This window comes from Pseudomonas fluorescens (genome assembly GCF_003732425.1).
GTDB lineage: Bacteria > Pseudomonadota > Gammaproteobacteria > Pseudomonadales > Pseudomonadaceae > Aquipseudomonas > Aquipseudomonas fluorescens_BE.
Window position 1 is genome coordinate 382744 of the sequence record NZ_MOBX01000016.1, and the last position, 25156, is coordinate 407899.

General features: G+C 60.4%; 22 protein-coding genes. 12 read left to right on the forward strand and 10 right to left on the reverse strand.

All coding sequences use genetic code 11. The annotated features are described in order from the left end of the window. Window positions 1-100: 100 nt before the first annotated feature. The 6 genes from BK670_RS27420 to BK670_RS27445 form a co-directional block, all read right to left on the reverse strand. Window positions 101-1069, reverse strand: a complete 969-nt coding sequence (locus tag BK670_RS27420) for a CDP-6-deoxy-delta-3,4-glucoseen reductase (protein ID WP_123454505.1) — start codon at window positions 1067-1069, stop codon at window positions 101-103. Beyond that, entirely contained in the window at window positions 1069-2535 is a 1467-nt protein-coding gene (ubiD, locus tag BK670_RS27425; protein WP_039757427.1) for a 4-hydroxy-3-polyprenylbenzoate decarboxylase, read from the reverse strand. Before ubiD ends, BK670_RS27420 begins: the two co-directional genes overlap by 1 nt. A gap of 80 nt (window positions 2536-2615) precedes the next feature. Next, window positions 2616-4571: an acyltransferase family protein gene (locus BK670_RS27430; RefSeq protein WP_123454507.1), complete on the reverse strand. Its 1956-nt coding sequence runs from the start codon at window positions 4569-4571 to the stop codon at window positions 2616-2618. 141 nt (window positions 4572-4712) lie between these two features. Then, window positions 4713-5972, reverse strand: coding sequence for a transcription termination factor Rho (gene rho / locus BK670_RS27435; RefSeq protein ID WP_003229334.1), 1260 nt, complete (start codon window positions 5970-5972; stop codon window positions 4713-4715). Between the two features lie 248 nt (window positions 5973-6220). After that, window positions 6221-6550 (reverse strand): thioredoxin TrxA, encoded by a 330-nt coding sequence (trxA, locus tag BK670_RS27440; protein WP_003206727.1) that lies wholly within the window; start codon window positions 6548-6550, stop codon window positions 6221-6223. 120 nt (window positions 6551-6670) lie between these two features. Further along, a complete protein-coding gene (locus BK670_RS27445; RefSeq protein ID WP_123454509.1) occupies window positions 6671-7378 on the reverse strand; it encodes a FadR/GntR family transcriptional regulator in 708 nt (235 codons plus the stop codon). A gap of 256 nt (window positions 7379-7634) precedes the next feature. On the opposite strand from BK670_RS27445, the gene BK670_RS27450 reads away from it, so the two are divergent. From BK670_RS27450 to ppx, 5 genes are all read left to right on the forward strand, one after another. Then, window positions 7635-8420 carry a transporter substrate-binding domain-containing protein gene (locus BK670_RS27450; protein WP_007911166.1) on the forward strand — a complete coding sequence of 262 codons (786 nt, stop codon included), beginning with the start codon at window positions 7635-7637 and terminating at the stop codon, window positions 8418-8420. Between the two features lie 21 nt (window positions 8421-8441). After that, a complete protein-coding gene (locus tag BK670_RS27455) occupies window positions 8442-9116 on the forward strand; it encodes an amino acid ABC transporter permease (RefSeq protein WP_123454511.1) in 675 nt (224 codons plus the stop codon). Then, complete coding sequence (locus BK670_RS27460; protein WP_123454513.1) at window positions 9113-9763, forward strand: amino acid ABC transporter permease; 651 nt, start codon at window positions 9113-9115, stop codon at window positions 9761-9763. The genes BK670_RS27455 and BK670_RS27460 overlap by 4 nt, the downstream gene beginning before the upstream one ends. Beyond that, a complete protein-coding gene (locus BK670_RS27465) occupies window positions 9750-10487 on the forward strand; it encodes an amino acid ABC transporter ATP-binding protein (protein ID WP_123454515.1) in 738 nt (245 codons plus the stop codon). The genes BK670_RS27460 and BK670_RS27465 overlap by 14 nt, the downstream gene beginning before the upstream one ends. Window positions 10488-10726: 239 nt before the next feature. Continuing rightward, window positions 10727-12229 carry an exopolyphosphatase gene (gene ppx, locus BK670_RS27470; protein WP_093429742.1) on the forward strand — a complete coding sequence of 501 codons (1503 nt, stop codon included), beginning with the start codon at window positions 10727-10729 and terminating at the stop codon, window positions 12227-12229. A gap of 169 nt (window positions 12230-12398) precedes the next feature. Here ppx and ppk1 read toward each other — a convergent pair whose 3' ends face one another. Both ppk1 and hemB read right to left on the reverse strand, forming a co-directional pair. Then, on the reverse strand, window positions 12399-14624 hold the full coding sequence (ppk1, locus tag BK670_RS27480; protein ID WP_123454517.1) for a polyphosphate kinase 1: 2226 nt from the start codon (window positions 14622-14624) through the stop codon (window positions 12399-12401). 18 nt (window positions 14625-14642) lie between these two features. Next, on the reverse strand, window positions 14643-15656 hold the full coding sequence (gene hemB / locus BK670_RS27485) for a porphobilinogen synthase (protein ID WP_008084506.1): 1014 nt from the start codon (window positions 15654-15656) through the stop codon (window positions 14643-14645). A 207-nt stretch (window positions 15657-15863) separates the two neighbouring features. On the opposite strand from hemB, the gene BK670_RS27490 reads away from it, so the two are divergent. Both BK670_RS27490 and elbB read left to right on the forward strand, forming a co-directional pair. After that, the gene (locus BK670_RS27490; RefSeq protein WP_123454519.1) at window positions 15864-16514 is read left to right on the forward strand and encodes a DedA family protein; all 651 of its coding nucleotides are present in this window, start codon (window positions 15864-15866) and stop codon (window positions 16512-16514) included. Window positions 16515-16804: 290 nt separating this feature from the next. Next, complete coding sequence (gene elbB, locus BK670_RS27495; RefSeq protein WP_123454521.1) at window positions 16805-17473, forward strand: isoprenoid biosynthesis glyoxalase ElbB; 669 nt, start codon at window positions 16805-16807, stop codon at window positions 17471-17473. Between the two features lie 167 nt (window positions 17474-17640). Here elbB and BK670_RS27505 read toward each other — a convergent pair whose 3' ends face one another. After that, on the reverse strand, window positions 17641-18096 hold the full coding sequence (locus BK670_RS27505) for a YaiI/YqxD family protein (RefSeq protein WP_007911138.1): 456 nt from the start codon (window positions 18094-18096) through the stop codon (window positions 17641-17643). A gap of 106 nt (window positions 18097-18202) precedes the next feature. Further along, entirely contained in the window at window positions 18203-20098 is a 1896-nt protein-coding gene (locus BK670_RS27510; protein WP_123454523.1) for an FTR1 family protein, read from the reverse strand. Between the two features lie 188 nt (window positions 20099-20286). On the opposite strand from BK670_RS27510, the gene BK670_RS27515 reads away from it, so the two are divergent. The 5 genes from BK670_RS27515 (at window position 20287) to BK670_RS27535 (ending at window position 25050) form a co-directional block, all read left to right on the forward strand. Beyond that, the gene (locus tag BK670_RS27515; RefSeq protein ID WP_123454525.1) at window positions 20287-21687 is read left to right on the forward strand and encodes a COG3014 family protein; all 1401 of its coding nucleotides are present in this window, start codon (window positions 20287-20289) and stop codon (window positions 21685-21687) included. A gap of 207 nt (window positions 21688-21894) precedes the next feature. Further along, window positions 21895-23289 carry a COG3014 family protein gene (locus BK670_RS27520; protein ID WP_123454527.1) on the forward strand — a complete coding sequence of 465 codons (1395 nt, stop codon included), beginning with the start codon at window positions 21895-21897 and terminating at the stop codon, window positions 23287-23289. A 15-nt stretch (window positions 23290-23304) separates the two neighbouring features. Continuing rightward, a complete protein-coding gene (locus BK670_RS27525; protein ID WP_123454529.1) occupies window positions 23305-23679 on the forward strand; it encodes a YcfL family putative periplasmic lipoprotein in 375 nt (124 codons plus the stop codon). Between the two features lie 36 nt (window positions 23680-23715). Continuing rightward, entirely contained in the window at window positions 23716-24303 is a 588-nt protein-coding gene (gene lpoB, locus BK670_RS27530) for a penicillin-binding protein activator LpoB (protein ID WP_016772610.1), read from the forward strand. Between the two features lie 3 nt (window positions 24304-24306). Next, window positions 24307-25050 carry a penicillin-binding protein activator LpoB gene (locus BK670_RS27535; protein WP_123454531.1) on the forward strand — a complete coding sequence of 248 codons (744 nt, stop codon included), beginning with the start codon at window positions 24307-24309 and terminating at the stop codon, window positions 25048-25050. Window positions 25051-25156 lie beyond the last annotated feature (106 nt).

Here is a 25156-nt window from a genome sequence, read left to right on the forward strand (position 1 = left end):
CATGGCACAGTTCTTAATTGATTGCCCGATTGGTATATAACCTAGCGGTATTTGTGCAATTACATAAATACCGATCGGCTATATAGCGAGTTATAACGAATCAGGAGCGAGGGGCGTAAGCGAATACGTCTGCGCGCATCTGATGAGCGTCCATCCCCGCTTCAACCAGCGCGTCCAGCGTGCCGTAGACCATGGCCGGCGAGCCGCTGGCGTAGACGTGCAGCGGTTTCAGGTCGGGGAAATCTTCACAGACTGCTTCGTGCAACATCCCGCAGCGCCCTTCCCAGCCGCATTGATCGCTGACGACTTTGTGCAGGAACAGATTGGGCAACTTCAACCATTCGTCCCAATGCTCGATCTGGTAGAAATCTTCCGGACGGCGCACGCCCCAGTACAGATGCACCGGGTGCTTGAAGCCGTTGGCGCGGCAGTGTTCGATCAGGCTGTGAATCTGGCCCATGCCCGTACCGGCGGCAATCAGCACCAACGGCCCGTCGGGCAATTCGGCCAGATGCGTATCGCCGAAGGGCAGCTCGACACGCACCATCGCGTTGCGTTGCAGCTGTTCGATCAGGCTCAGTGCACTGGCTTCGCGCGCCAGCACATGGATTTCCAGATCACGCCCGCCGTGCGGTGCCGAGGCCATGGAGAACGCTGATTTCTCACCGTTCTCGCGCTCGATCATCAAATACTGCCCGGCGTGATAGCGCGGTGGCTTGCCGGCCGGGGCACGCAGACGCACGCGCCAGGTGTCGCCACCAACCTCGCGGCATTCGATAACCTGACACGACAGGCTGCGCACCGGCAGTTCTCCCAGCGCGAGCACGCCATCCCACAGCAGGATGCAGTCTTCCAGCGGCTCGGCTATGCAAGTGTAGAACTCGCCGTGGTCATGGACCTTGCCGGCCTGCTCGATCCGGCCTTCGACCAGCAGCGCCGCACACACGTGACAATTGCCGTTACGGCAGCTTTGCGGGCAGTCGAAGCCCAGGCGCCGCGCGCCATCGAGAATCCGCTCACCGGGCCGTATCTCAAGCACCGCTCCGGAAGGCTGCAGGGTTACACGCATCAATCTATTCCTAACTGATTCCAGATGGCATCGATCCGTTGGGTGACGGCGTCGTCCTTGACGATCACGCGGCCCCACTCGCGAGTGGTTTCGCCCGGCCACTTGTGAGTGGCATCCAGGCCCATTTTCGACCCCAGGCCGGAGATCGGCGAGGCGAAGTCGAGGTAGTCGATCGGCGTGTTATCGATCATCACCGTGTCGCGCTTGGGGTCCATGCGCGTGGTGATGGCCCAGATCACGTCGTTCCAGTCGCGGGCGTTGATATCGTCGTCAGTGACGATAACGAACTTGGTGTACATGAACTGTCGCAAAAACGACCAGACACCGAGCATCACGCGCTTGGCATGCCCCGGATACGACTTCTTCATCGTCACCACGGCCATGCGATATGAGCAGCCTTCCGGCGGCAGGTAGAAGTCGGTGATTTCCGGGAACTGCTTCTGCAGGATCGGCACAAACACTTCGTTCAGCGCCACGCCGAGGATCGCCGGCTCATCCGGCGGACGGCCGGTGTAGGTGCTGTGGTAGATCGGTTTGATCCGGTGAGTGATGCGCTCGACGGTGAACACCGGGAAGCTGTCGACTTCGTTGTAGTAGCCGGTGTGGTCGCCGTACGGGCCTTCATCGGCCATTTCGCCCGGATGAATCACGCCTTCAAGGATGATCTCGGCGGTGGCCGGCACCTGCAGGTCGTTGCCACGGCACTTGACCAGTTCGGTGCGGTTACCGCGCAGCAGTCCGGCGAAGGCGTATTCGGAGAGGCTGTCCGGCACCGGCGTCACCGCGCCGAGGATGGTCGCCGGATCTGCGCCCAGCGCCACGGATACCGGGAACGGCTGGCCCGGATGCTTCTCGCACCACTCGCGGAAGTCGAGGGCGCCGCCACGGTGGCTGAGCCAGCGCATGATCACCTTGTTGCGGCCGATCACTTGCTGACGGTAGATGCCGAGGTTCTGGCGCTCTTTGTTCGGGCCTTTGGTGACGGTCAGGCCCCAGGTGATCAGCGGGCCGACGTCGCCGGGCCAGCAGGTCTGCACCGGCAACATCGCCAGGTCGACATCGTCGCCTTCGATGACCACTTCCTGGCACACCGCGTCTTTGACGACTTTCGGCGCCATCGAGATGATCTTGCGGAAGATCGGCAGTTTCGACCACGCGTCCTTCAAGCCCTTCGGCGGCTCGGGTTCCTTGAGGAACGCCAGCAGCTTGCCGATTTCACGCAGTTCGCTGACCGACTCGGCGCCCATGCCCATGGCCACCCGCTCAGGGGTGCCGAACAGGTTGCCGAGCACCGGAATGTCGTAACCGGTAGGCTTTTCGAACAGCAGCGCCGGGCCCTTGGCCCGCAGCGTGCGGTCGCACACCTCGGTCATTTCCAGCACCGGCGATACGGGAATCTGGATGCGTTTCAACTCTCCGCGCTGCTCAAGCTGCTGCACGAAATCCCGAAGATCCTTGAATTTCATTGACGATGGCACCCTCAAAATAGGCGTACATCCTACCTGCTCTGACGAGCAAACAGCAGCCCGTCAGTGCCCGGCATCGCTCAATTCTGGCTTGTCCCCAGCAGCACCGGCGCAAACAACGGACTCAACCGGGCGCTGCCAAGATCCGACAGGTGATCTTCATCCTTGTACTGCGAGTGGCCATTGACCTCGATACTGCAAACGTCATTCGCACACATCAGCGGTGTCGGATCGATCACATGGACCCCCGGATCAGCAGCGCTCATGGAATCGAACAAGGCACTGAGGAACTGCTGCCGCGCCAGATGCTCCTGGAGCGGGCGACCCAACCCCTCGGCCGAACGCCCGATCCGCGCCAGACTGGTCAAGCGATTGATGATGCCTTTACGCTGCAACGGCACTTCCTTGAACAACCAGACCTGCACGCCCGCCTCTCGCAGCGCGGCGACTCGCGCTTTGAGTGCAGCGGCCATGCGCTGTTCGGCCTGAGCCGTATTGTCGTGGGGATTGAGCAGCACCTTGTTATCGCCGTCTTCGCGACCGTAGACATAAAGGCTCCAGTTGGAAGCCAGCACCACGTCCTTGACGCCGAGGCTGCGCACTCGCTCCATGGTTTGCTCGTTGAAATCCTTGCAGCGCTGACGCGGATCATCACTGAGAATCGGCGGGCAGGCGCTCATGCTGTACAGCCACACGGGACGCCCTTCGCGCCGCGCATTGCTTTCGATGGCTGGCAGCAACGCGGCGGTGTGACTGTCACCCCAGAACAATTGGGTGGCCGGCACATCCTCGTTGCCGCCCACCAGGCATGCCTTGTCCAGCGATTTGTCCTGGGTGACCAACATGCACTTCATCTGCCCGGCCCGCCATTCCCGCGACTGTGCATATTCCAGCGCTTTGCCGGTCAGTCGCTGGGGCACACCGTCGGCAGAACGGATCGCCGAACCCGTCGCCACCAGCGCGACGATGGCAGCCAAGGCCCCCGTCAACATGGCGTTACGTCCGGCAAGCAGGCGTTTTTCCCGGAACGGCAACTCGATGTAACGCAGGCTCAGCCACGCCAGGCCGAGTGCCAGGGCCATCCAGCCGAACGCTTCGACAGGCTGGATACCATCAATGGAAATTGCGTTGGCGTAGACAAAAACCGGCCAATGCCACAGGTACAGCGAATAGGAGAGCAAGCCGATCCAGACCAATGGCCGCAGGCTCAACAGCCGCGCGGTGAAGCTCGCACCTTGCGCGCCCGACCAGATCAGCGCAGTCGTCCCCAGCACTGGCAGCAATGCCGCCCAGCCTGGAAACACCGTGGACTTGTCAAACGTGAACACCGCGACCAGCACAGCAGCCAGACCGGCAAGGCCGACCGCTTGATACAGCCATGGGCGCACGGCTTGTTTCGGTGCAGGTGTCACCGCGAGCATCGCCCCGCAGAGCAACTCCCAGGCGCGGGTCGGCAGCGAGAAAAAGGTGAACTCCGGTTTGTGCTCGATGTTCGCGATATTCAAGCCGAACGACACCAGCAACACCGCAAACAGCATCCAGCGCCAATGCCGGACATACCGGATCAGCACCGCCATCAGCAGTGGAAAGAAGATGTAGTACTGCTCTTCAACCGCCAGCGACCAGGTATGCAACAGCGGTTTCAGGTCGGAGGCCGGTTGGAAGTAACCATCCTCGCGCATGAACAGGATGTTGGAGATGAACAGTGACTGATAGCGCACCGTTCGCCCAAGTTCGGAGAAGTCCTTGGCCGTCAGCAGCAACCAGCCCAGCGCCAACGTGACCAGCATGACCACGCTCAGGGCGGGAATGATGCGACGGGCACGGCGTGCCCAGAAATCAATGAAACTGAAGCGCTGTGCGCTGATTTCACGGAACAGAATGGTGGTGATCAGGAACCCGGAAATGACGAAAAAGACGTCGACCCCGACAAAGCCGCCACTGAATGTACTGAATCCGAAATGAAACAGTACGACAGGAATAACCGCCAGTGCCCGTAATCCGTCGATATCACGGCGATTGCCAAACGTGTGCATGAAAAACCTTTCTCTTTTTGGATACAAAGTCCCTGGAAAGCGCGAAAGTTATCAGCAGCGTACATTTCAATCCAGACACAAATAATGCGGCGCAAAAAAAAACGCCCCTTTCGGGGCGTTCTTTTTCAAACGGCTTGCGTATTACTTGCGCTTCATCGACAAGAAGAACTCGTCGTTGGTCTTGGTCGTTTTCAGCTTGTCGACCAGGAACTCGATGGCAGCCACTTCGTCCATCGGGTGCAACAGTTTGCGCAGAATCCACATGCGCTGCAGTTCGTCGTCGGCAGTCAGCAACTCTTCGCGGCGGGTGCCGGAGCGGTTGATGTTGATGGCCGGGAACACGCGCTTCTCGGCGATCTTGCGATCCAGAGGCAGTTCCATGTTGCCGGTACCCTTGAACTCTTCGTAGATCACTTCGTCCATCTTCGAGCCGGTTTCAACCAGCGCGGTGGCGATAATGGTCAGCGAGCCGCCTTCTTCGATGTTGCGCGCAGCACCGAAGAAACGCTTTGGCTTCTCGAGGGCGTGGGCATCGACACCACCGGTCAATACCTTGCCGGAGCTCGGGATCACGGTGTTGTAGGCACGGGCCAGACGGGTGATGGAGTCGAGCAGGATCACCACGTCCTTCTTGTGTTCGACCAGGCGCTTGGCCTTCTCGATCACCATTTCGGCAACCTGAACGTGACGGGTCGGCGGCTCGTCGAAGGTCGAGGCAACCACTTCGCCGCGCACGGTGCGCTGCATTTCGGTCACTTCTTCCGGACGTTCGTCGATCAACAACACGATCAGATGAACTTCAGGGTTGTTACGGGCGATGTTCGCGGCGATGTTCTGCAGCATGATCGTTTTACCGGCTTTCGGCGGTGCAACGATCAGACCACGCTGGCCTTTGCCGATCGGGGCGCACAGGTCGATGACACGACCGGTCAAGTCTTCGGTGGAGCCGTTACCGGCTTCCATCTTCATGCGCACGGTCGGGAACAGCGGGGTCAGGTTCTCGAAGAGAATCTTGTTTTTCGCGTTCTCGGGACGATCGAAGTTGATCGTGTCGACCTTGAGCAGGGCGAAATACCGCTCGCCTTCCTTCGGAGGGCGGATCTTGCCAACGATGGTGTCACCGGTGCGCAAGTTGAAACGGCGGATCTGGCTAGGCGAGACGTAGATATCGTCCGGGCCGGCCAGGTAGGAAGCGTCAGCGGAGCGCAGGAAGCCGAAGCCGTCCTGGAGAATCTCCAGCACGCCATCACCGGAGATTTCCTCGCCGCTTTTCGCGTGCTTTTTCAGCAGGGAGAAAATCACGTCCTGCTTGCGCGAACGGGCCATATTTTCTATGCCCATCTGTTCGGCCAATTCGAGCAGTTCGGTAATCGGCTTTTGCTTGAGTTCAGTCAGATTCATATAGGAATGACGTAATCATTTATGGAGGGGGGAAATTAAGCTTTTGGCTTAATGAGGCCGCGCCGCAGAGAAGGCGACAGGATCGCGTACTTATTCGAAAAGGAGTGCGTCGGCGACGGCTAGCAGGGGGCAGTGGAGAAACCAGTGCGGGGCCGAATGTACCACCTGAGTTTCGGAGCGTCTAGCCCTGAATACGCAAAAAGCCCCGCTAATTGCGGGGCTTTTTTTCAGGCACTTTGCAGCGACGCTTAGATGTTGGCGTCGAGGAAAGCAGCCAGTTGCGACTTCGACAGGGCGCCGACTTTGGTCGCTTCAACGTTGCCGTTCTTGAACAGCATCAGGGTCGGGATACCGCGCACGCCGTGCTTGGCCGGGGTTTCCTGGTTCTCGTCGATGTTCAGTTTGGCAACGGTCAGCTTGCCTTTGTAAGTCTCGGCAATCTCGTCCAGAACCGGAGCGATCATTTTGCAAGGACCGCACCATTCAGCCCAGTAATCGACCAGGACAGCGCCTTCGGCCTTGAGTACGTCGGCTTCGAAGCTAGCGTCGCTAACGTGTTTGATAAGATCGCTGCTCATGGAATTCTCCAGGTTGTAAGCAAAAAAACGTGGCCCATCATAGCCGCCCTTCCCCTGTTCAGGAAGCCGCAGTTGATTGAGTCTTGCTATGGCACTCGATGAGTTTGGGTATAGCTCAAGTCACGCCGTGGCGGGGGCGATAAAGGCAATACCGGTGCGCAGGGCGGCGTTGCGCACGTGCTCCTGCATGGCTTTTTGCGCCGCACCGGACGCCCGGCGCGCGAGGGCACGGAGGATCTTGCGGTGTTCCTGCCAGGTTTCCATGGCGCGCTCGGCGCGGATGAACGGTAGTTTCTGGCTTTCGAGAAAGATCTCGGCGCTGGCGGTAAGGATGTTCAGCATCGCCTGATTACCGCTGGCCAGCAGGATCCGACGGTGAAATTCGAAGTCCAGTTTTGCCGCCGCTTCAAAGTCTCCGGCGCGTAATTGCTCACGCATCGCTGCAACATTGTCTTCCAGCGCATCCAGATCGAACGTGCTTAACGTGACCGCCGCCAGCCCTGCAGCGAAGCCTTCCAGCGCATAGCGCAACTGAAAGATATCCAGCGGCGAGGCTTGCGCCGCAAATGGCCAGCCCGGCGTCTGCGCGCCACGCGGCAACTCTACCGGCGACTGCACAAACACGCCTTTACCTGGCTGAATACTGACCACACCTAGCGCACTCAGCGAGGACAACGCCTCACGCAACGACGCCCGACTGACGCCCAACTGGAGCGCCAGATCCCGTTGCGACGGTAAAGCATCGCCCGCACCGAAACCCTGCTCGGTGATCAGTTTGCGGATCGCTTGCAGCGCCACTTCGGGTACCGCACGGGAAATCGAGTTCATGGTTTTTCAGACGCGCCAGGCCAATGTGCGGCTAGTTGTAAAGCTATTCGCCGAGTCCGGCAAGTCGTGCCCCAGCAGGGTTCGGTGAACCACGCCGGTGCGCCATGGCAGTGCGAAAAACAACCTGACTGTTCAGACCAGTAAGACCGAACAAAGCCGCTGAAACCGCGGTCTGCCGTGCCGAAACCGGTGTATTGGCACGGCCCATGCTCTGTCCGATCGCAGAAATCACTTCCCGCCGATCCGGAGATTGTCCATGACCAAGCGTTACAGCGCCCTCCTCGCCGCCTTGTTTTCCTCCCTGTTGCTCAGCCAGGCCCCCGCTCACGCCGACGGACTGGACGACGTGGTCAAACGCGGCACGCTGAAAGTCGCCGTGCCTCAGGACTTCCCGCCATTCGGCTCGGTCGGCCCGGATATGAAACCTCGCGGTCTGGACATCGACACGGCAAAACTGCTGGCTGACCAGCTCAAGGTCAAACTCGAACTGACCCCGGTGAACAGCACCAACCGCATTCCGTTCCTGACCACCGGCAAGGTCGATCTGGTGATCTCCAGCCTCGGCAAAAACCCTGAGCGCGAAAAAGTCATCGACTTCTCCCGCGCCTACGCACCGTTCTACCTCGCCGTGTTCGGTCCGCCAGACGCTGCGATCGCCAGCCTCGACGACCTCAAGGGCAAGACCATCAGCGTCACCCGTGGCGCCATCGAAGACATCGAATTGACCAAAGTCGCCCCCGAAGGCGTGACCATCAAGCGCTTCGAAGACAACAACTCCACCATCGCCGCTTACCTCGCCGGCCAGGTTGACCTGATCGCCAGCGGCAACGTGGTGATGGTCGCGATCAGCGAAAAGAACCCGAAACGCGTGCCGGCGCTGAAAGTGAAGCTCAAGGATTCGCCGGTCTACGTCGGCGTGAACAAGAACGAAGCGGCGCTGCTGGCCAAGGTCAACGACATCCTGACCACCGCCAAGGCTGACGGCGCACTGGAAAAGAATTCGCAGACCTGGCTGAAAGAGCCACTGCCGGCCGATCTCTGATCGACTGCGCGGGAGACTTTCATGGCTTATCAGTTCGATTTCATGCCGGTGGTGGAAAACACCGACCTGCTGCTGCGCGGGGCGCTGTTCACCCTTGAGCTGACAGCCATCGGTGCGTTGCTCGGGGTCGGCGTCGGGATTGTCGGGGCGTTGGTGCGGGCGTGGAACATCCGCCCGTTCTCGGCGATCTTCGGCGTCTACGTCGAGTTGATCCGCAACACGCCGTTCCTGGTGCAGTTGTTCTTTATCTTCTTCGGCCTGCCGTCGCTTGGCGTGCAGATTTCCGAGTGGCAAGCGGCGGTGCTGGCGATGGTGATCAACCTCGGTGCCTATTCCACGGAAATTATCCGTGCCGGCATTCAGGCGATTCCGCGCGGGCAACTGGAAGCTGCAGCGGCGCTGGCGATGACGCGCTTCGAAGCGTTTCGCCACGTGGTGCTGCTACCGGCGCTAGGCAAGGTCTGGCCGGCCCTGAGCAGCCAGATCATCATCGTCATGCTCGGCTCGGCGGTGTGTTCGCAAATCGCTACCGAAGAGCTGAGCTTTGCCGCCAACTTCATTCAGTCGCGCAACTTCCGCGCCTTTGAAACCTACGCGCTGACCACCCTGATCTACTTGTGCATGGCGTTGCTGATTCGCCAGTTACTGAACTGGATCGGCCGGCGCTATATCAGTCGAAGCAGGAGCAGCGTATGAGCGACTTCACCTTCTGGGACATCCTGCGCAACCTGCTCACCGGCCTGCAATGGACACTGGCGCTGTCGCTGGTGGCGTTCATTGGTGGCGGGATCGTCGGGTTGCTGATTCTGATCATGCGTATCTCGAAAAGCGCTCTGCCGAGCAGCATTGCCCGCACCTGGATCGAGCTGTTCCAGGGCACGCCGCTGTTGATGCAGTTGTTTCTGGTGTTCTTCGGTGTGGCCTTGGCCGGGATCGAAATCTCGCCGTGGATGGCGGCAGCGATTGCGCTGACCTTGTTCACCAGCGCTTATCTGGCGGAGATCTGGCGCGGCTGCGTCGAGTCGATCTCCAATGGCCAGTGGGAAGCCTCGGCGAGTCTGGCGCTCAATCCGCTGGAACAGCTGCGCTACGTGATTCTGCCGCAAGCGCTGCGTATCGCTGTGGCGCCAACCGTGGGCTTCTCGGTGCAAGTGGTCAAGGGCACCGCCGTGACCTCGATCATCGGCTTCACCGAGCTGACCAAGACCGGCGGCATGCTCGCCAATGCCACCTTTGAACCGTTCATGGTCTACGGCCTCGTCGCCCTCGGCTACTTCTTGCTCTGCTACCCCTTGTCCCTCAGTGCGCGCTACCTGGAAAGGAGACTGCATGCCTCTGCTTAGAATTTCCGCCCTGCATAAATACTACGGCGATCACCACGTGCTCAAAGGCATCGACCTCAGCGTCGAGGAAGGCCAGGTGGTGGCGATCATCGGCCGCAGCGGCTCGGGCAAATCCACCCTGCTGCGCACCCTCAATGGCCTGGAATCGATCAACGACGGCGTGATCGAAGTCGACGGCGAATACCTCGACGCCGCCCGCGCCGATCTGCGCAGCCTGCGGCAGAAAGTCGGCATGGTCTTTCAGCAGTTCAACCTGTTCCCGCACCTGACCGTGGGCGAAAACGTCATGCTCGCGCCGCAGGTGGTGCAGAAAGTGCCGAAAGCCAAGGCTGCGGAACTGGCGCGTGAAATGCTGGAGCGCGTGGGTCTCGGGGAAAAATTCGATGCCTTCCCGGATCGGCTGTCCGGCGGCCAGCAACAGCGCGTAGCGATTGCCCGGGCATTGGCAATGTCGCCGAAAGTGTTGTTGTGCGATGAGATCACCTCGGCGCTCGACCCGGAACTGGTCAATGAAGTGCTCAGCGTGGTGCGGCAACTGGCCAAAGAAGGCATGACGCTGATCATGGTCACCCATGAAATGCGCTTTGCCCGCGAGGTTGGGGATAAGTTGGTGTTCATGCACCACGGCAAGGTGCATGAGGTGGGGGATCCGAAGGTGTTGTTTGCCAATCCGCAGACGGCGGAACTGGCGAACTTCATTGGTACCGTTGAAGCCGTCAACTGACCCTGCACCGCCCTGTGGCGAGGGAGCTTGCTCCCGCTCGGCTGCGCAGCAGTCGTAACCCGCCGACCGCGATTTACCTTTATTACGAGGTGAATGGCTTTAGGGCCGCTACGCAGCCCAGCGGGAGCAAGCTCCCTCGCCACAGAAGCGGTGTTGGATCAAGGGTTTGAGTTGTGCGCGTTGGCGTCAGCGTTTGATCGTGGCACGATGTCGAGGTTATCGACCGAGACCCCCTGACCATGCCGCAATCCCAAGCCAAGAATCTGTCCCTGATCGCCGCAATCGACCTGGGCTCGAACAGCTTTCACATGGTCGTGGCCAAGGCCCAGAACGGTGAGATCCGCATTCTCGAACGCCTCGGCGAGAAGGTTCAGCTCGCCGCCGGCATCGACGATGAGCGCCATCTCAACGAAGAATCGATGCAACGTGGCCTCGATTGCCTCAAGCGTTTTGCCCAACTGATCAACGGTATGCCGCTGGGTGCCGTGCGCATCGTCGGCACCAACGCCCTGCGTGAAGCGCGCAACCGCCTCGAATTCATCCACCGCGCCGAAGAAATCCTCGGCCACCCGGTGGAAGTCATCTCCGGTCGTGAAGAAGCGCGGCTGATTTATCTGGGCGTGTCGCACACCCTTGCCGACACCCCGGGCAAACGTCTGGTCGCCGACATCGGCGGTGGCAGTACCGAATTCATCATTGGCCAGCGTTTCGAGCCGCTGCTGCGCGAAAGCCTGCAAATGGGCTGCGTCAGCTTCACCCAGCGCTATTTCAAGGACGGCAAGATCACCCCGGCCCGTTACGCCCAGGCTTACACGGCGGCGCGGCTGGAGATCATGAGCATCGAACACGCCCTGCACCGCCTGACCTGGGACGAGGCCATTGGCTCCTCAGGCACCATCCGCGCCATCGGCCTGGCGCTGAAGGCCGGCGGCCACGGCACGGGCGAAGTGAATGCCGAAGGCCTGGCGTGGCTCAAGCGCCGCCTGTTCAAGCTCGGTGATGTCGACAAGATCGATTTCGAAGGCATCAAGCCTGATCGCCGGACAATCTTCCCGGCCGGCCTGGCGATTCTCGAAGCCATATTCGACGCCCTCGAACTGCAACGCATGGATCACTGCGACGGTGCACTGCGCGAAGGCGTGCTCTACGACCTGCTCGGCCGTCATCATCATGAAGACGTGCGCGAACGCACCCTGACCTCGCTGATGGAGCGTTACCACGTCGACCTGGAACAGGCAGCGCGGGTCGAGCGCAAAGCCTTGCACGCGTTCGATCAGGTCGCGGTGGACTGGGAGCTGGATGACGGCATCTGGCGCGAACTCCTTGGCTGGGCGGCTAAAGTGCACGAAGTCGGGCTCGACATCGCCCACTACCACTATCACAAGCACGGCGCCTACCTGATTGAGCACTCGGACCTCGCCGGTTTTTCTCGTGAAGACCAGCAAATGCTTGCCCTGCTGGTGCGCGGCCACCGCCGCAACATTCCCAAGGACAAGTTTGCTGATTTCGGCGACGACGGCGACAAGCTGATCCGCCTGTGCGTACTGCTGCGCTTTGCGATCCTGTTCCACCACATTCGTGGCACCCAAGCGATGCCGCAGGTGGTGTTGCATGCGAAGGGCAACACCCTGGATGTGGAATTCCCGGAGAACTGGCTGGATGAGAACCAACTGACTCAGGCGGACTTCGGGCTTGAGGCGGATTGGCTGACGCGAGTGGGCATTGTCCTCACCGTCCACTAATCCTTGTGGCGAGGGAGCTTGCTCCCGCTGGGGCGCGAAGCGGCCCTTTCTTTAAAAGCATGGGCCTGCTGCGCAGTCCAGCGGGAGCAAGCTCCCTCGCCACAGGTGGGTGAACGACAGGTACAAAAAAGGCGATCCCGTGGGATCGCCTTTTTTATTGGGCTGAAGGTCAGCTGCTCACCGGCAAAATCGGGCTGCCCAACCGCTCCAGCAACGTCGCCTGCGCACTGCGCGGGTTCTGATTACCCGTTGGCGTGTTGCGGATGTAACGACCATCCGACTGCAGGCTCCAGCTGTGGGTGTTGTCGGTCAGATACAGCTCCAGCTCTTTCTTCACCCGGGTCAGCAGCTTCTTGCCTTCGACCGGGAAGCAAGTCTCGACGCGCTTGTCGAGGTTGCGCTCCATCCAGTCGGCGCTGGAGAGGAACATCTGCTCGTCGCCGCCATTGAGGAAGTAGAACACCCGCGTGTGCTCAAGGAAGCGGCCGATGATCGAGCGCACGTGGATATTGTGCGAAACCCCGGCGATGCCCGGACGCAGGCAGCACATGCCGCGCACCACCAGATCGATGCGCACGCCAGACTGGCTGGCCTTGTACAGGGCGCGGATGATCTTCGGATCGGTCAGCGAGTTGAACTTGGCGATGATGTGCGCCGGTTTGCCGTCGAGCGCAAATTGCGTCTCGCGGGCAATCATGTCGAGCATGCCCTTCTTCAGGGTGAACGGCGCATGCAGCAGCTTCTTCATGCGCAGGGTTTTACCCATGCCGATCAACTGGCTGAACAGTTTGCCGACGTCTTCGCACAGGGCGTCGTCGGAGGTCAGCAGGCTGTAGTCGGTATAGAGGCGGGCGTTACCGGCGTGATAGTTACCGGTGCCGAGGTGCGCGTAACGCACGATCTCGCCGGCCTCGCGACGCAGAATGAGCATCATCTTGGCGTGGGTCTTGAAGCCGACTACGCCATAGATCACCACGGCACCGGCCGCTTGCAGACGGCTGGCCAGTTGCAGGTTGGATTCTTCGTCGAAACGCGCACGCAGCTCGATGACCGCCGTCACTTCCTTGCCGTTACGCGCGGCGTCGACCAGCGCATCGACGATCTCGGAGTTGGCACCGGAGCGGTACAGGGTCTGGCGCACAGCGAGAACGTGCGGGTCTTTCGCCGCCTGACGCAGCAGGTCGACCACCGGGGTGAACGACTCGAACGGGTGCAGCAACAGGATGTCCTGCTTGCTGACGACGCTGAAAATGTTCTCGCTGTTCTGCAGCAGTTTCGGGATCTGCGGGGTGAACGGCGTGTATTGCAGCTCCGGATGGCTGTCCAGACCGGTGATGCTGAACAGACGGGTCAGGTTGACCGGGCCGTTGACCTGATACAGCTCGGTCTCGCTCAGGTTGAACTGCTTGAGCAGGTAGTCCGAGAGGTGTTTCGGGCAAGTGTCAGCGACTTCCAGACGCACCGCATCACCGTAACGCCGCGAGAACAACTCGCCACGCAGGGCGCGGGCCAGGTCTTCGACGTCTTCGGAGTCTAGCGCCAGGTCGGCGTTTCGGGTCAGACGGAACTGGTAGCAGCCCTTGACCTTCATGCCCTGGAACAGGTCATCGGCATGGGCGTGGATCATCGACGACAGGAACACATAGTTGTCGCCAGGGCCGCCGACTTCTTCGGGCACCTTGATAATCCGTGGCAGCAGACGCGGCGCCGGGATGATCGCCAGACCGGAATCGCGGCCGAAGGCGTCGATACCTTCCAGCTCGACGATGAAGTTCAGGCTCTTGTTCACCAGCAACGGGAACGGGTGCGTCGGGTCGAGGCCGATCGGGGTGATGATCGGCGCGATCTCGTCGCGGAAGTAGCGGCGCACCCAGGTTTTGATCTTGGTCGTCCAGTGGCGGCGACGGATGAAGCGCACCTGATGCTTTTCCAGCTCCGGCAACAGAATGTCGTTGAGGATCGCGTACTGGCGGTCAACGTGGCCGTGCACCAGTTCGCTGATCCGCGCCAGCGCCTGATGCGGCTGCAGACCGTCGGCACCGGCCTGTTCACGGGCGAAGGTGATCTGCTTTTTCAGGCCGGCGACGCGGATCTCGAAAAATTCGTCAAGGTTGCTGGAGAAGATCAGCAGGAACTTCAGCCGCTCCAGCAGCGGATAGGACTCGTCCAGCGCCTGTTCCAGCACGCGGATATTGAATTGCAGTTGCGAAAGCTCACGGTGGATGTACAGGCTGCTGTCATCCAGGCCCGGGATCGCAATCACTGGCGCCGCCGCGACAGGTTCGGCGACTGGCGCGGGTGGCGCAGGCTCCAGCTCTGGCGGGGTTTCGGTCATTTGCTCGACCACCGGTTGAGCTTCTTTTACTGCAACTTCCGTGAGTCCTTCGGTATTCATTGAATGTTCCTGGGAGGGCTATTTCTGCTCTCGTAACAATTGAGCGGCGCGGACAGCAAAGTAAGTCAGGATGCCATCAGCGCCGGCACGTTTAAAGGCGGTCAGTGATTCAAGAATTACCGCCTCGCTCAACCAGCCATTCTGGATCGCCGCCATGTGCATGGCGTATTCGCCGCTAACCTGATAGACGAAGGTCGGCACTTTGAAGGCATCTTTTACCCGGAAAAGAATGTCGAGGTACGGCATGCCCGGTTTGACCATGACCATGTCCGCGCCTTCAGACAAGTCCGCACCGACTTCGTGCAGCGCTTCGTCACTGTTGGCCGGGTCCATCTGATAGGAGGCCTTGTTGGCCTTGCCAAGGTTCGACGCCGAACCGACCGCATCGCGGAACGGGCCGTAATAGGCGCTGGCGTACTTGGCCGAATAAGCCATGATCCGCACATTGACGTGGCCGGCAATTTCCAGCGCTTCGCGGATCGCCTGAATGCGACCGTCCATCATGTCCGACGGCGCCACCACCTGCGCGCCGGCTTCAGCATGGGACAACGCCTGACGGACCAGTGCGTCGACGGTGATGTCGTTCTGCACATAGCCTTCTTCGTCGAGGATGCCGTCCTGGCCGTGGGTGGTGAACGGATCGAGCGCCACGTCGGTGATCACGCCAAGCTCCGGGAAACGCTCACGCAGGGCGCGGGTGGCGCGCTGAGCGATGCCCTCGGGGTTCCAGGCTTCAGCAGCGTCGAGGGATTTCAATTCAGGCGGAGTGACCGGGAACAGCGCCAGCGCCGGAATCCCCAGCTCGACCCACTTGGCCGCCTCTTCGAGCAGCAAGTCGATCGTCAGCCGCTCTACCCCGGGCATCGAGGCTACGGCTTCGCGGCGGTTTTCACCGTCGAGCACGAACACCGGCAGGATCAGGTCATCGACCGTCAGCACATTTTCCCGCACCAGCCGACGCGAAAAATCATCACGACGATTGCGACGCAGGCGGGTTGCAGGGAACAGTCGGTTGGCGGGGGTAAAGCTCACGGCGAACTCCTGAGCCCGCGCAAACGGGCGAGCGTGACAGTTATAGACGGCCATTATGACCAACAGATGACAGTTGTGTGCACCCCGTGACACGTAGCCGCATTCCATTCTCAGCGTAGGAATTGTTCACGTCGAGACACATTTGGACACTTTCATGAATGTGTCCGAAGGGTTAGGCTGCGCGTTCATTTCGCCAGCACCCAGACAATGCTCCAACAATTTCTGCATGACTTTGGCTATTTTGCCTTGTTCCTCGGCACGTTCTTCGAAGGCGAAACCATTCTGGTGCTCGCGGGCTTCCTCGCGTTTCGTGGATACATGGACATCAACCTGGTGGTGGTCGTGGCGTTCTGCGGCAGCTATGCCGGCGATCAGCTGTGGTACTTCCTGGGGCGCAAGCACGGGCGCAAATTACTGGCGCGCAAACCGCGCTGGCAGATGATGGGCGACCGCGCGCTGGAGCACATTCGCAAGCACCCGGACATCTGGGTGCTGAGTTTCCGTTTCGTCTACGGTCTGCGCACGGTGATGCCGGTGGCGATCGGCTTGTCGGGCTATCCGCCGGGACGTTATCTGCTGCTCAACGGTATCGGTGCGGCGATTTGGGCGACCGCGCTGGCTGCCGCTGCTTACCACTTCGGGGCGGTGCTGGAAGGCATGCTTGGTAGCATCAAGAAATACGAGTTGTGGGTGTTGGGTGCGTTGCTGGTGCTGGGCGTTGGCTTGTGGCTGCGCCGCCGCTTCAAGAATGCGCGGCTGGCCAGGCAGGTTTACGCCGACGAGCAAGCCGCGAAAGCTGCACTGCTGAACCAAGCCGAAGCGTCCAGGCCTGCCGAACCGAAGACGCCAGCCGAGTAAATCGCTGGCGATTTGCTACAGCCCGCCGGCACTGAGCGGGCTGGCCGGCCCCTTCAGTCAGATACGTCACTTTTATCCTCGCTGCGCTGGCGCATTCAAGTTCGCCAGCGGCGTTCTCACGCCAAAAATCTACCGCTCGTTCCGCAGCAGGCAACCCCAAATAATGAACACCCCGCCGTTGTTGCGATCCATGTAGAAAGCGTTCCTTGCAGGTGCAGCCACCACTTCAGCCTATGGCAACGCACGACAATTTAGTGGACATTTAGCGCCATGAATCTGGAGAGAAACCCATGAGCAAAAAAGTTGCAGTGATCCTGTCCGGCAGTGGCGTGTACGACGGCGCCGAAATCCACGAAAGCGTCATCACCTTGCTGCGCCTCGACCAACGCGGCGCGCAGGTGCAGTGCTTCGCCCCGAACATCGCGCAGTTGCACGTGATCAACCACCTGACCGGCGAAGAAATGCCCGAATCGCGCAACGTCCTGGTGGAGTCGGCGCGCATCGCCCGCGGCAACATCAAGGACATCCGCGAAGCCGACGTCGATGACTTCGATGCGCTGATCGTGCCGGGCGGTTTCGGGGCGGCGAAGAACCTCTCGAACTTCGCTATTGAAGGCGCTGGCTGCAGCGTGCAGCCGGAAGTGCTGGCACTGGCCGAAGCTTTTGCCGAAGCGGGTAAACCGGTCGGCCTGATGTGCATTTCTCCGGCACTCGCGGCGAAAATCTACGGCCCAGGCGTGACCTGCACCATCGGCAATGACGCCGACACCGCCACGGCGATGAACAAGATGGGCGCCACTCACGAAGACTGTGCGGTGACGGAAATCATCGAAGACAAAGCACGCAAATTGGTGACGACCCCGGCTTACATGCTGGCGCAGAACATCAGTGAAGCGGCTTCGGGGATCAACAAACTGGTCGACCGCGTGCTCGAACTGACCCACGAAAACGACGCCTGATCGAAATTGCTGGACACCCTTTGTGGCGAGGGAGCTTGCTCCCGCCGGGCTGCGTAGCAGCCCAAACTATTCAACCACACGGTGCCAAATACACTCGTTTTACAGGGTTTACGACGGCTGCGCCGCCAGGTGGGAGCAAGCTCCCTCGCCACAGAGATCCGGTTGAATCAGGGTTTGCGGGTCAGGCGTGTGAGAATGCGGTCCAGCGCATTGGCAAACGCCTGCTTCTCGCGATCTCCAAACGGCGCCGGTCCGCCGCTCATCTGGCCTTGTTCCCGCAGATCAGTAAACAGATTGCGTACCGCCAGGCGTTCGCCCATGTTCTGCGCATCGAATTCCTTGCCGCGCGGATCCAGCGCCGCGACGCCCTTCTTCACCAAACGATCGGCCAGCGGGATATCGCTGCAAATCACCAGCTCACCCGGCACCGCGTGCTCGACCAGATAATCGTCTGCCGCATCCGGGCCGCTCGGCACCACGATCAGTTTGACGATGGCCAGCCCCGGCTTGATCTGCGGCTGCCCGGCCACCAGCACCACTTCGAACTGACGCTTGAGGGCGAACTTCACCACCAGATCCTTCGCCGCTCGTGGACAAGCGTCGGCATCGATCCATACACGCATTTTTCCAACCTCCAAAAACAATTCGCGAGCAGGCTCACTCCCACAAGGTTAACGCTAAACCTGTGGGAGCGAGCCTGCTCGCGAATGTGAGCCCCAGCGAATGCCGTTAAGCGGCGACCCGCTTCTTCTCAGCCAGACGACTACGGCTATACAGCACGATGATCGCCACAATCGCCACCGCCTGCGCCGCCAGCGAATAGGCATCGGCATGAATGCCCAGCCAGTCGAAATCAAAGAACGCCACCGGCCGCGTGCCGAAGATCCCGGCTTCCTGCAACGCCTTCACGCCATGCCCGGCAAACACCACCGACAGCGCACACAGCAGCGCGGCGTTGATGCTGAAGAACAGCGTCAGCGGCAGTTTCGCCGAACCGCGCAGGATTACCCACGCCAGACCGACCAGCAGCACCAGCGCCGTCGCACCACCGGCGAGCACCGCGTCATGCCCGGCTGGTCCGGCCTGCAACCACAAGGTTTCGTAGAACAGGATCACTTCGAACAACTCGCGATACACCGAGAAGAACGCCAGAATCGCGAAGCCGAAACGCCCGCCACCACCGACCAGACTGCTCTTGATGTAATCCTGCCAGGCCGCCGCATGCCGGCGGTCATGCATCCACACGCCCAGCCACAAAACCATGACACTGGCGAACAGCGCCGTCGCGCCTTCAAGCAGTTCACGCTGCGAACCGCTGACATCGATCACATACGCCGCCAGCGCCCAGGTGCCGAGGCCGGCCAGCAGCGCCAGGCCCCAACCGACGTTGACGCTGCGCACCGCCGATTGCTGGCCGGTGTTGCGCAGAAAGGCGAGGATCGCCGCCAGCACCAGAATCGCTTCCAGACCTTCGCGCAGCAGAATCAGCAAACCGGAGATGTAGCTCAGCGACCAGCTCAAGCCATCACTGCCGAGCAATCCGGCGGACTCTTTAAGCTTGGCTTTGGCGGTGTCCAGGCGCTGCTCGGCCTGCTCGACCGGCAAGCCGTCCTGCAACGATTGGCGGTAAGCCATCAGGGATTTTTCGGTGTCCTTGCGCACGTTGGCGTCGACGTTATCCAGCGAGCTTTCGACCAGCTCGAAGCCTTCCAGATACGCCGCCACCGACAGGTCGTAGGCCTGATCGTGTTCGCCTGCACGGTAGGCCGCGAGGCTCTTGTCCAGGGTCGCTGCGGTGTAGTCGAGCAGTTGCGCCGGGCCACGCTTGACCTGCGGCGGTTGCGCACGCTGGGCGCGGAACGTCGCGGCGGCTTGCGCGCCTTCGGCCATTTGCACCTCGGCCGGGGTCTGACGAGCCAGATCGGCGATGTTGTAGGTCTTCTCCGCTTTGGCCGCCGCCGGATCGGCGCTGAAGCCGGCGATGTAAGTCGCCAGATCCCAGCGCTGCCGATCGTCGAGCTGATCGGCAAACGCCGGCATGTCGGTGCCTTCAACGCCCTGACCGAGGGTGTTGTAGATCGCATACAGACTCAGGTGATCCAGGCGCGCCGCATCCCGCAGATTGGCCGGTGCCGGGGTCATGCCGAGGCCCGCCGGGCCGTCACCGGCGCCACTGTCGCCGTGGCACACCGAGCAATTTTGCGCATAGAGCGGCGCACCCCGGGTGGGATCGGGGGTGATGATCGGCGCCTGGCTGACTTCATACGCCACCGCCAATTGCGCGCCGAGCTGCCGCGCCTGACGGGCCACTTCGACGCCGTCTTGCTTCGCGGTGATCGCTGCGTGCAAGGCGCTGACACCCTGCTCCAGCGCAGCCTTTTCAGGCTTGGCCGGCATGCCGGCGATCAAGCCTTGCAGCGCCCGCGTGAACTCCAGTTGCTCGCGGTATTCGGCATCATCGACCACCTTGCCCGCCGCTACCGTCGGCGGGTAGTCGGCGCTGATGTAATCGAGCAGGTGCAGCGCTTGCGGTGCGCCTTCCACGGTATCGGCCAGCAGATTGAAACTGCTCAGGGCAAACAACGGGAACACCAGCCAAGCCAGAAAACGGGACGAGGCAGTCATGAAGAATTCTCAAATGGAAATGCGAAGTTACATATTGTTCACTTCGAACGCGTTTCCCTCAAGCTTTGTCGACGTAACGCCACACATGACGCGAGCCATCGGCCTACAAAAACGCCAAATCACTTAGCCACTATTGCACCCTATACTGCCCGACCTGTCGTATTTCCCGCTCAAGGATGACCCCTTTCATGCGCCATCGCTTGCACTTGCCCCTGTTGATCGCCGCCGTTGTGCAACTGAGCGGCTGCGGTGCGTATCGCAATTACGATCTGGAACTGCAACAGACCACCGAGCAGTTCAAGGCCGGCAACATCAACAGCGCTCTGTCCGTGATCGAAGCGAACAATCCGGCCCCGGAAAAAGACCTGCTCTACTATTTCGAAAAGGGCGCTGTACTGAGTGCCGGCGGCGAATTTGCGCAGAGCCAGACAACCTGGCGCAGCGCCGAGCAGATGATCATCGAGCGCCAGGACACGATCGAAACCACCGGCGACAAGTTGCTCGCCGCCATGGGCGACCACTGGGGCAGCATCATCAATGACAAGTTGCGCCGCTACGATGGTTACGACTACGAAAAAGTCATGCTGACCACGCAAATGGCCCTCAACCAACTGACCATGAATGATTTTGACGGCGCCCGTGCCGACATCAAGAAAACCCACGAGCGCGAAACGCTGATCGCCCGGCAACGGGAGCTGGAATACGAAAAAATCGAAGAAGCGGCCAAGGCCCAGGGCGCGCGCGTGCATTACAAGGACCTGCAAGGCTACCCCGTGGTGATGCTCGAATCGCCTGCGGTGATTGCTCTGAAAAACGGTTACCAAAGTGCATTCAGTCACTATCTCGCCGGCTTCACCTACGAAGCGCTGGGCGAGAAAGATCTGGCAGCACCCGGTTATCGTCAGGCAATTGAACTGCGTCCGGACATGGCGTTTTTCCAACAGGCATTGCGCGACCTCGACAGCCCTGGCCTGAAGGCAGACGAAAGCGATGTGCTGATCATCGTGCAGAGCGGCCTGGCGCCGGCCCGCAGCTCCGTGCGCGTGCCCTACCCGGTGAAGCTCGCGGACGGCCAGGTCATCGTCGCCAATATCTCGTTCCCCATAATGGTGCCCGACACCTCGACGCCTTCATTCAACCAACTGAGCATCGATGGTCGTCAGAAAAAGCTGATTGCGGTCAACAGCATTACCGACATGTCCTTGCGCACCCTGCGTGACGACATGCCGGGCATTATCCAGCGCACAACCTATCGGGCATTTCTGGCGGCCGATGTTCAGGCTACGGACAATCGACGCGATCCGAGCAAAGCCTCCTACGTCACCCACTGGGATGCTTTCGAGCATGCCGACACGCGCACTTGGCGCACCTTGCCCAACCTTACTCAAGTCGTGCGCCTGCGCCTGAAAAAAGGTGAGCACCTGATCAGCCTGCCTAACGCCCCCGGCGCTGCGCCCTTGAGACTCCGCATCGACCAGAACCGCCAGGTCATCGGCCTGCGTGCTTTGGGTGATCGGGTGTTTGCCAATGGCAGCGCCTTCCAGTCCAGCGGGGCACCGGCAAGCAGCGTGGTATCCAACCTGAAATAAGTAATGGCACCCAACCAACCAGTGCAATTAAAAAGCTATTACATAGCCATCAGCACCCGCTTATAATGCCGCGCCCTCGTTATTGCGATCGGGCATTAAAGCTCCTCAGGTTATGAGGAATTGGCAGGAGGCCAGCGCCACTGTCGATGGGTCACACCAGCCCGACCAGCATTCGCGGCTGTATTACTCCAGGGAAGAAGTACCCCCATGGCATTCCGCGCTCCCACACTGATTGCGCTCAGCGCCGTCACTCTGCTGTCCGGCTGTTCGGCGTTTCGCAACTATGACTCCGAACTGGCACAGACCAACCAGCAACTGGCCACCGGCAATGTTGACGCCGCGCTGACCCTGCTGGAAAAGAACAACACCGGCCCCGACAAAGACCTGCTCTATTACTTCGAGAAAGGTGAATTGCTGCGCGCCAAAGGCGACCTGTCCGGTAGCCAGAACGCCTGGACCAGCGCCGATCAGGTGGTGGGCAAGTGGGAAGATTCGGTCAAGCTCGACACCGACAAGTACCTGGCCCAGTTCGGCAGCTTCCTGGTCAACGACAAGGTGCGTCGCTACGAAGGCTACGACTACGAAAAAGTCATGCTGACCACGCAGATGGCCCTGAACCTGCTGGCAGTCAACGATTTCGACGGCGCGCGCACCGCCATCAAGAAAACGCACGAACGTGAAGCAGTGATTGCCGACCTGCGTGACAAGGAATACCTCAAGAGCGAGGAAGAGGCCGAAAAAGAAGGCATCAAGACTCAGTACAAGGACCTGCAAGGATATCCGGTCGCCAGTCTCGACGCGCCGGAAGTGGTGGGTCTGAAGAACAGCTACCAGAGTGCGTTCAGCCACTACCTGGCCGGCTTCGTCTACGAAGCCCTGGGCGAGAAAGACCTGGCTGCACCGGGCTACCGCAAGGCCGCCGAGCTGCGCCCGAACACGCCGCTGCTGGAGCAGGCGCTGGTCAACCTCGACAAGCCGGGCAAGTCCGACGACAGCGACATCCTGATCGTGGTGCAAAGCGGTCTGGCACCAGCGCGCGACTCGATCCGCGTGCCGCTGCCTTTGCCGATTTCCAACAACGTGGTGATCACACCGCTGTCGTTCCCGATCATCAAACCAGACACCTCCACCGCGCCGTTCGCGCAGATCGGTGTCGATGGCCAGCAAGTCAACCTGACTGCTCTCAACAGCACCACTGCCATGTCCCGCCGCGCCCTGCGTGACGACATGCCGGGGATCATCCTGCGCACCACCGTGCGGGCGATCACCAAAGGCGTGGCGCAGAAGCAGATCAACGAAACCAACCCGCTGGCCGGTCTGGCCGTCGGTATCTCTTCAGCTGTGCTCGAAGGTGCCGATACCCGTACGTGGCGCACCCTGCCGGACAACACTCAAGTGGTGCGTCTGCGCTTGAAGAAAGGCGAGCATCAGGTCAGTCTGCCGAGCGCCGTGGGTGGTTCGGTGGTCAAGGTCACCGTCGACCAGCGTTATCAAGTGATCAGCCTGCGCGCCGTGGGCAATCAGGTGTTCGCCAGCGGTCTCGCCGCCCACGTGATCCCGAGCGCCGGCGCGACCAACGTCGCCAGCCTCAAACAACCTTAAGAACGGAGTCTTTGCATGCGCTTCAAACTCATCGCCGTCGCCACCCTCGCCTTGCTGGCGAGCGGCTGCGCCACCCCGCCACCGCCAGAGCCGGGCAGCGCCGCGAGCAAAGTCGTGGCCATGGGGCCGCAGAAACACATCGTCGTCGGCGCCATGCGCGTCGCCCGCGAAAACGGCTTCATGACGGTCAACGTGCAGTTGAGCAACACGCTCAACAGCAACAAGATTTTCTACTACCGCTTCGCCTGGCTCGGCGCGGAAGGCTTCCCGATTGCCGAAGAAGAAGTGTGGAAAAGCCAAATGATGTACGGCGCCCAGACCAGCTTCATTCAAGGCATCGCCCCGACCCCGAAAGCCGTGGACTTCCGTCTGGAAATCAAGACGCCGTAAGCCTGCCACCCTATTCCTGTTTTAGAGAGCACTCCCATGTTTGCACGCTTTTCCTGCATCGCCGTTATCGCCCTGCTGGCCTCCGGTTGCGCCAACACTTCGCCGACCCTGGGCAGCAAGAACATCAGCTACGGCGACACCAAAGCGGTTGAAACCGTGACCAACGAATTCGGTTCGACCGACCTGCAAATGATCGCCGAGTCGATGACCCGCTCGCTGGCCCAGTCCGGCATCCTGCAGGGCCGTCCGGTGGTTCAGGTCTACGACGTGAAGAACAAGACCAGCGAGTACATCGACACTCGCGAAATCACCACCAGCATCAAGACGCAGTTGATGAAAACCGGCGTGGCCCGCTTCGCCAGCGACAACAACGCCATGCAGAGCCAGGTTGACCAGCTCAAGCTGCAAAACCAGAGCGGTCTGTACAAGAAGAGCACCGTGGCCAAGACTGGCAACATGGTTGCCGCCAAGTACCGCATCGAAGGCTCGATCAGCTCGATCGTCAAACGCAGCAGCGATTACAAGGACGTCTTCTACAAATTCAGCCTGCAACTGATCGACGTTGAAAGCGGTCTGGCCGAGTGGATGGACGAAAAAGAGATCCGCAAAACCACGGAGCGTTAAGCAATGCGCGCATGGATTGGCATGATGGCCCTGGCTTGCGCGTTCAGCGCGCAGGCGGCCCCGAAAGTCGCAGTGACGGATCTGGCCTATCAGGAGCGTGTGGAGCAATACATCCACATCGTTTCGGCCCAGAGCAATCACCGCGACGGTTATTACAGCTCCAGTGGTTCTTCGAGCTACAACGAGATCGAAGCAAGCACCAGCTACATCGAGCAAGGCGAGCTGCGCAAATTCACCGGCGACATCAAGGGTGAAATTTTGCGCACCGGCATGTTCCAGCTGGTGCAAGGCACGCCTTACACCGCGTCCTCCAAAGGTGACGTCTACGACGTGATCAAGCGCATCAAGGCCGGCAACTTCAAGGGTGCCGACTATGTGCTGTTCGGCACCGTGTCGGACATCGACTTCACCCAGGACATGAACGAGCTGGCGCACACCGACAGCTATTCGGCGGTGCTGGGTCTGACGCTGGTGGCGGATTTCAGCCTGATCAACACCAAGACCTTCGAGATCACCTCGGCCTTCACGGCGATGGGCGAAGCGCAGGACACCAAACTGGTGAACGGCCGCGATATCAAGATCTCGCTGAACCGCCCACGGGTGGTGCGTGACGTGTCGAAGGCGCTGGGTGAGGACGTGGCCGGGCAACTGAGCATGCAGCTCGGTGGCGGCGGTTACGAGCAGCCGCGTGAGGCGCCGCAGCGCAACAATCTGCCGCGTGATACTGCGCCGGTGATTTTGCACTGACTCTTGGCTGAACGCGTTCTGTGGCGAGGGGCTCTGTGGCGAGGGGATTTATCCCCGTTGGGTCGCGAAGCGGCCCTCGCTATTGATTCAAGACGATTGGGACTGC

Bases quoted from the DNA above. Each gene is read 5' to 3' on its own strand.
- BK670_RS27505 (WP_007911138.1), bottom strand. From the start codon at position 18,096: ATGCGTGTATGGATCGATGCCGACGCTTGTCCACGAGCGGCGAAGGAT.
- ppx (WP_093429742.1), top strand. From the start codon at position 10,727: ATGCCGCAATCCCAAGCCAAGAATCTGTCCCTGATCGCCGCAATCGAC.
- trxA (WP_003206727.1), bottom strand. From the start codon at position 6,550: ATGAGCAGCGATCTTATCAAACACGTTAGCGACGCTAGCTTCGAAGCC.
- BK670_RS27535 (WP_123454531.1), top strand. From the start codon at position 24,307: ATGCGCGCATGGATTGGCATGATGGCCCTGGCTTGCGCGTTCAGCGCG.
- ppk1 (WP_123454517.1), bottom strand. From the start codon at position 14,624: ATGAATACCGAAGGACTCACGGAAGTTGCAGTAAAAGAAGCTCAACCG.
- BK670_RS27460 (WP_123454513.1), top strand. From the start codon at position 9,113: ATGAGCGACTTCACCTTCTGGGACATCCTGCGCAACCTGCTCACCGGC.
- BK670_RS27510 (WP_123454523.1), bottom strand. From the start codon at position 20,098: ATGACTGCCTCGTCCCGTTTTCTGGCTTGGCTGGTGTTCCCGTTGTTT.
- elbB (WP_123454521.1), top strand. From the start codon at position 16,805: ATGAGCAAAAAAGTTGCAGTGATCCTGTCCGGCAGTGGCGTGTACGAC.
- BK670_RS27445 (WP_123454509.1), bottom strand. From the start codon at position 7,378: ATGAACTCGATTTCCCGTGCGGTACCCGAAGTGGCGCTGCAAGCGATC.
- BK670_RS27520 (WP_123454527.1), top strand. From the start codon at position 21,895: ATGGCATTCCGCGCTCCCACACTGATTGCGCTCAGCGCCGTCACTCTG.
- BK670_RS27420 (WP_123454505.1), bottom strand. From the start codon at position 1,069: ATGCGTGTAACCCTGCAGCCTTCCGGAGCGGTGCTTGAGATACGGCCC.
- BK670_RS27490 (WP_123454519.1), top strand. From the start codon at position 15,864: ATGCTCCAACAATTTCTGCATGACTTTGGCTATTTTGCCTTGTTCCTC.
- rho (WP_003229334.1), bottom strand. From the start codon at position 5,972: ATGAATCTGACTGAACTCAAGCAAAAGCCGATTACCGAACTGCTCGAA.
- ubiD (WP_039757427.1), bottom strand. From the start codon at position 2,535: ATGAAATTCAAGGATCTTCGGGATTTCGTGCAGCAGCTTGAGCAGCGC.
- BK670_RS27525 (WP_123454529.1), top strand. From the start codon at position 23,305: ATGCGCTTCAAACTCATCGCCGTCGCCACCCTCGCCTTGCTGGCGAGC.
- BK670_RS27455 (WP_123454511.1), top strand. From the start codon at position 8,442: ATGGCTTATCAGTTCGATTTCATGCCGGTGGTGGAAAACACCGACCTG.
- BK670_RS27515 (WP_123454525.1), top strand. From the start codon at position 20,287: ATGCGCCATCGCTTGCACTTGCCCCTGTTGATCGCCGCCGTTGTGCAA.
- BK670_RS27465 (WP_123454515.1), top strand. From the start codon at position 9,750: ATGCCTCTGCTTAGAATTTCCGCCCTGCATAAATACTACGGCGATCAC.
- BK670_RS27450 (WP_007911166.1), top strand. From the start codon at position 7,635: ATGACCAAGCGTTACAGCGCCCTCCTCGCCGCCTTGTTTTCCTCCCTG.
- BK670_RS27430 (WP_123454507.1), bottom strand. From the start codon at position 4,571: ATGCACACGTTTGGCAATCGCCGTGATATCGACGGATTACGGGCACTG.
- lpoB (WP_016772610.1), top strand. From the start codon at position 23,716: ATGTTTGCACGCTTTTCCTGCATCGCCGTTATCGCCCTGCTGGCCTCC.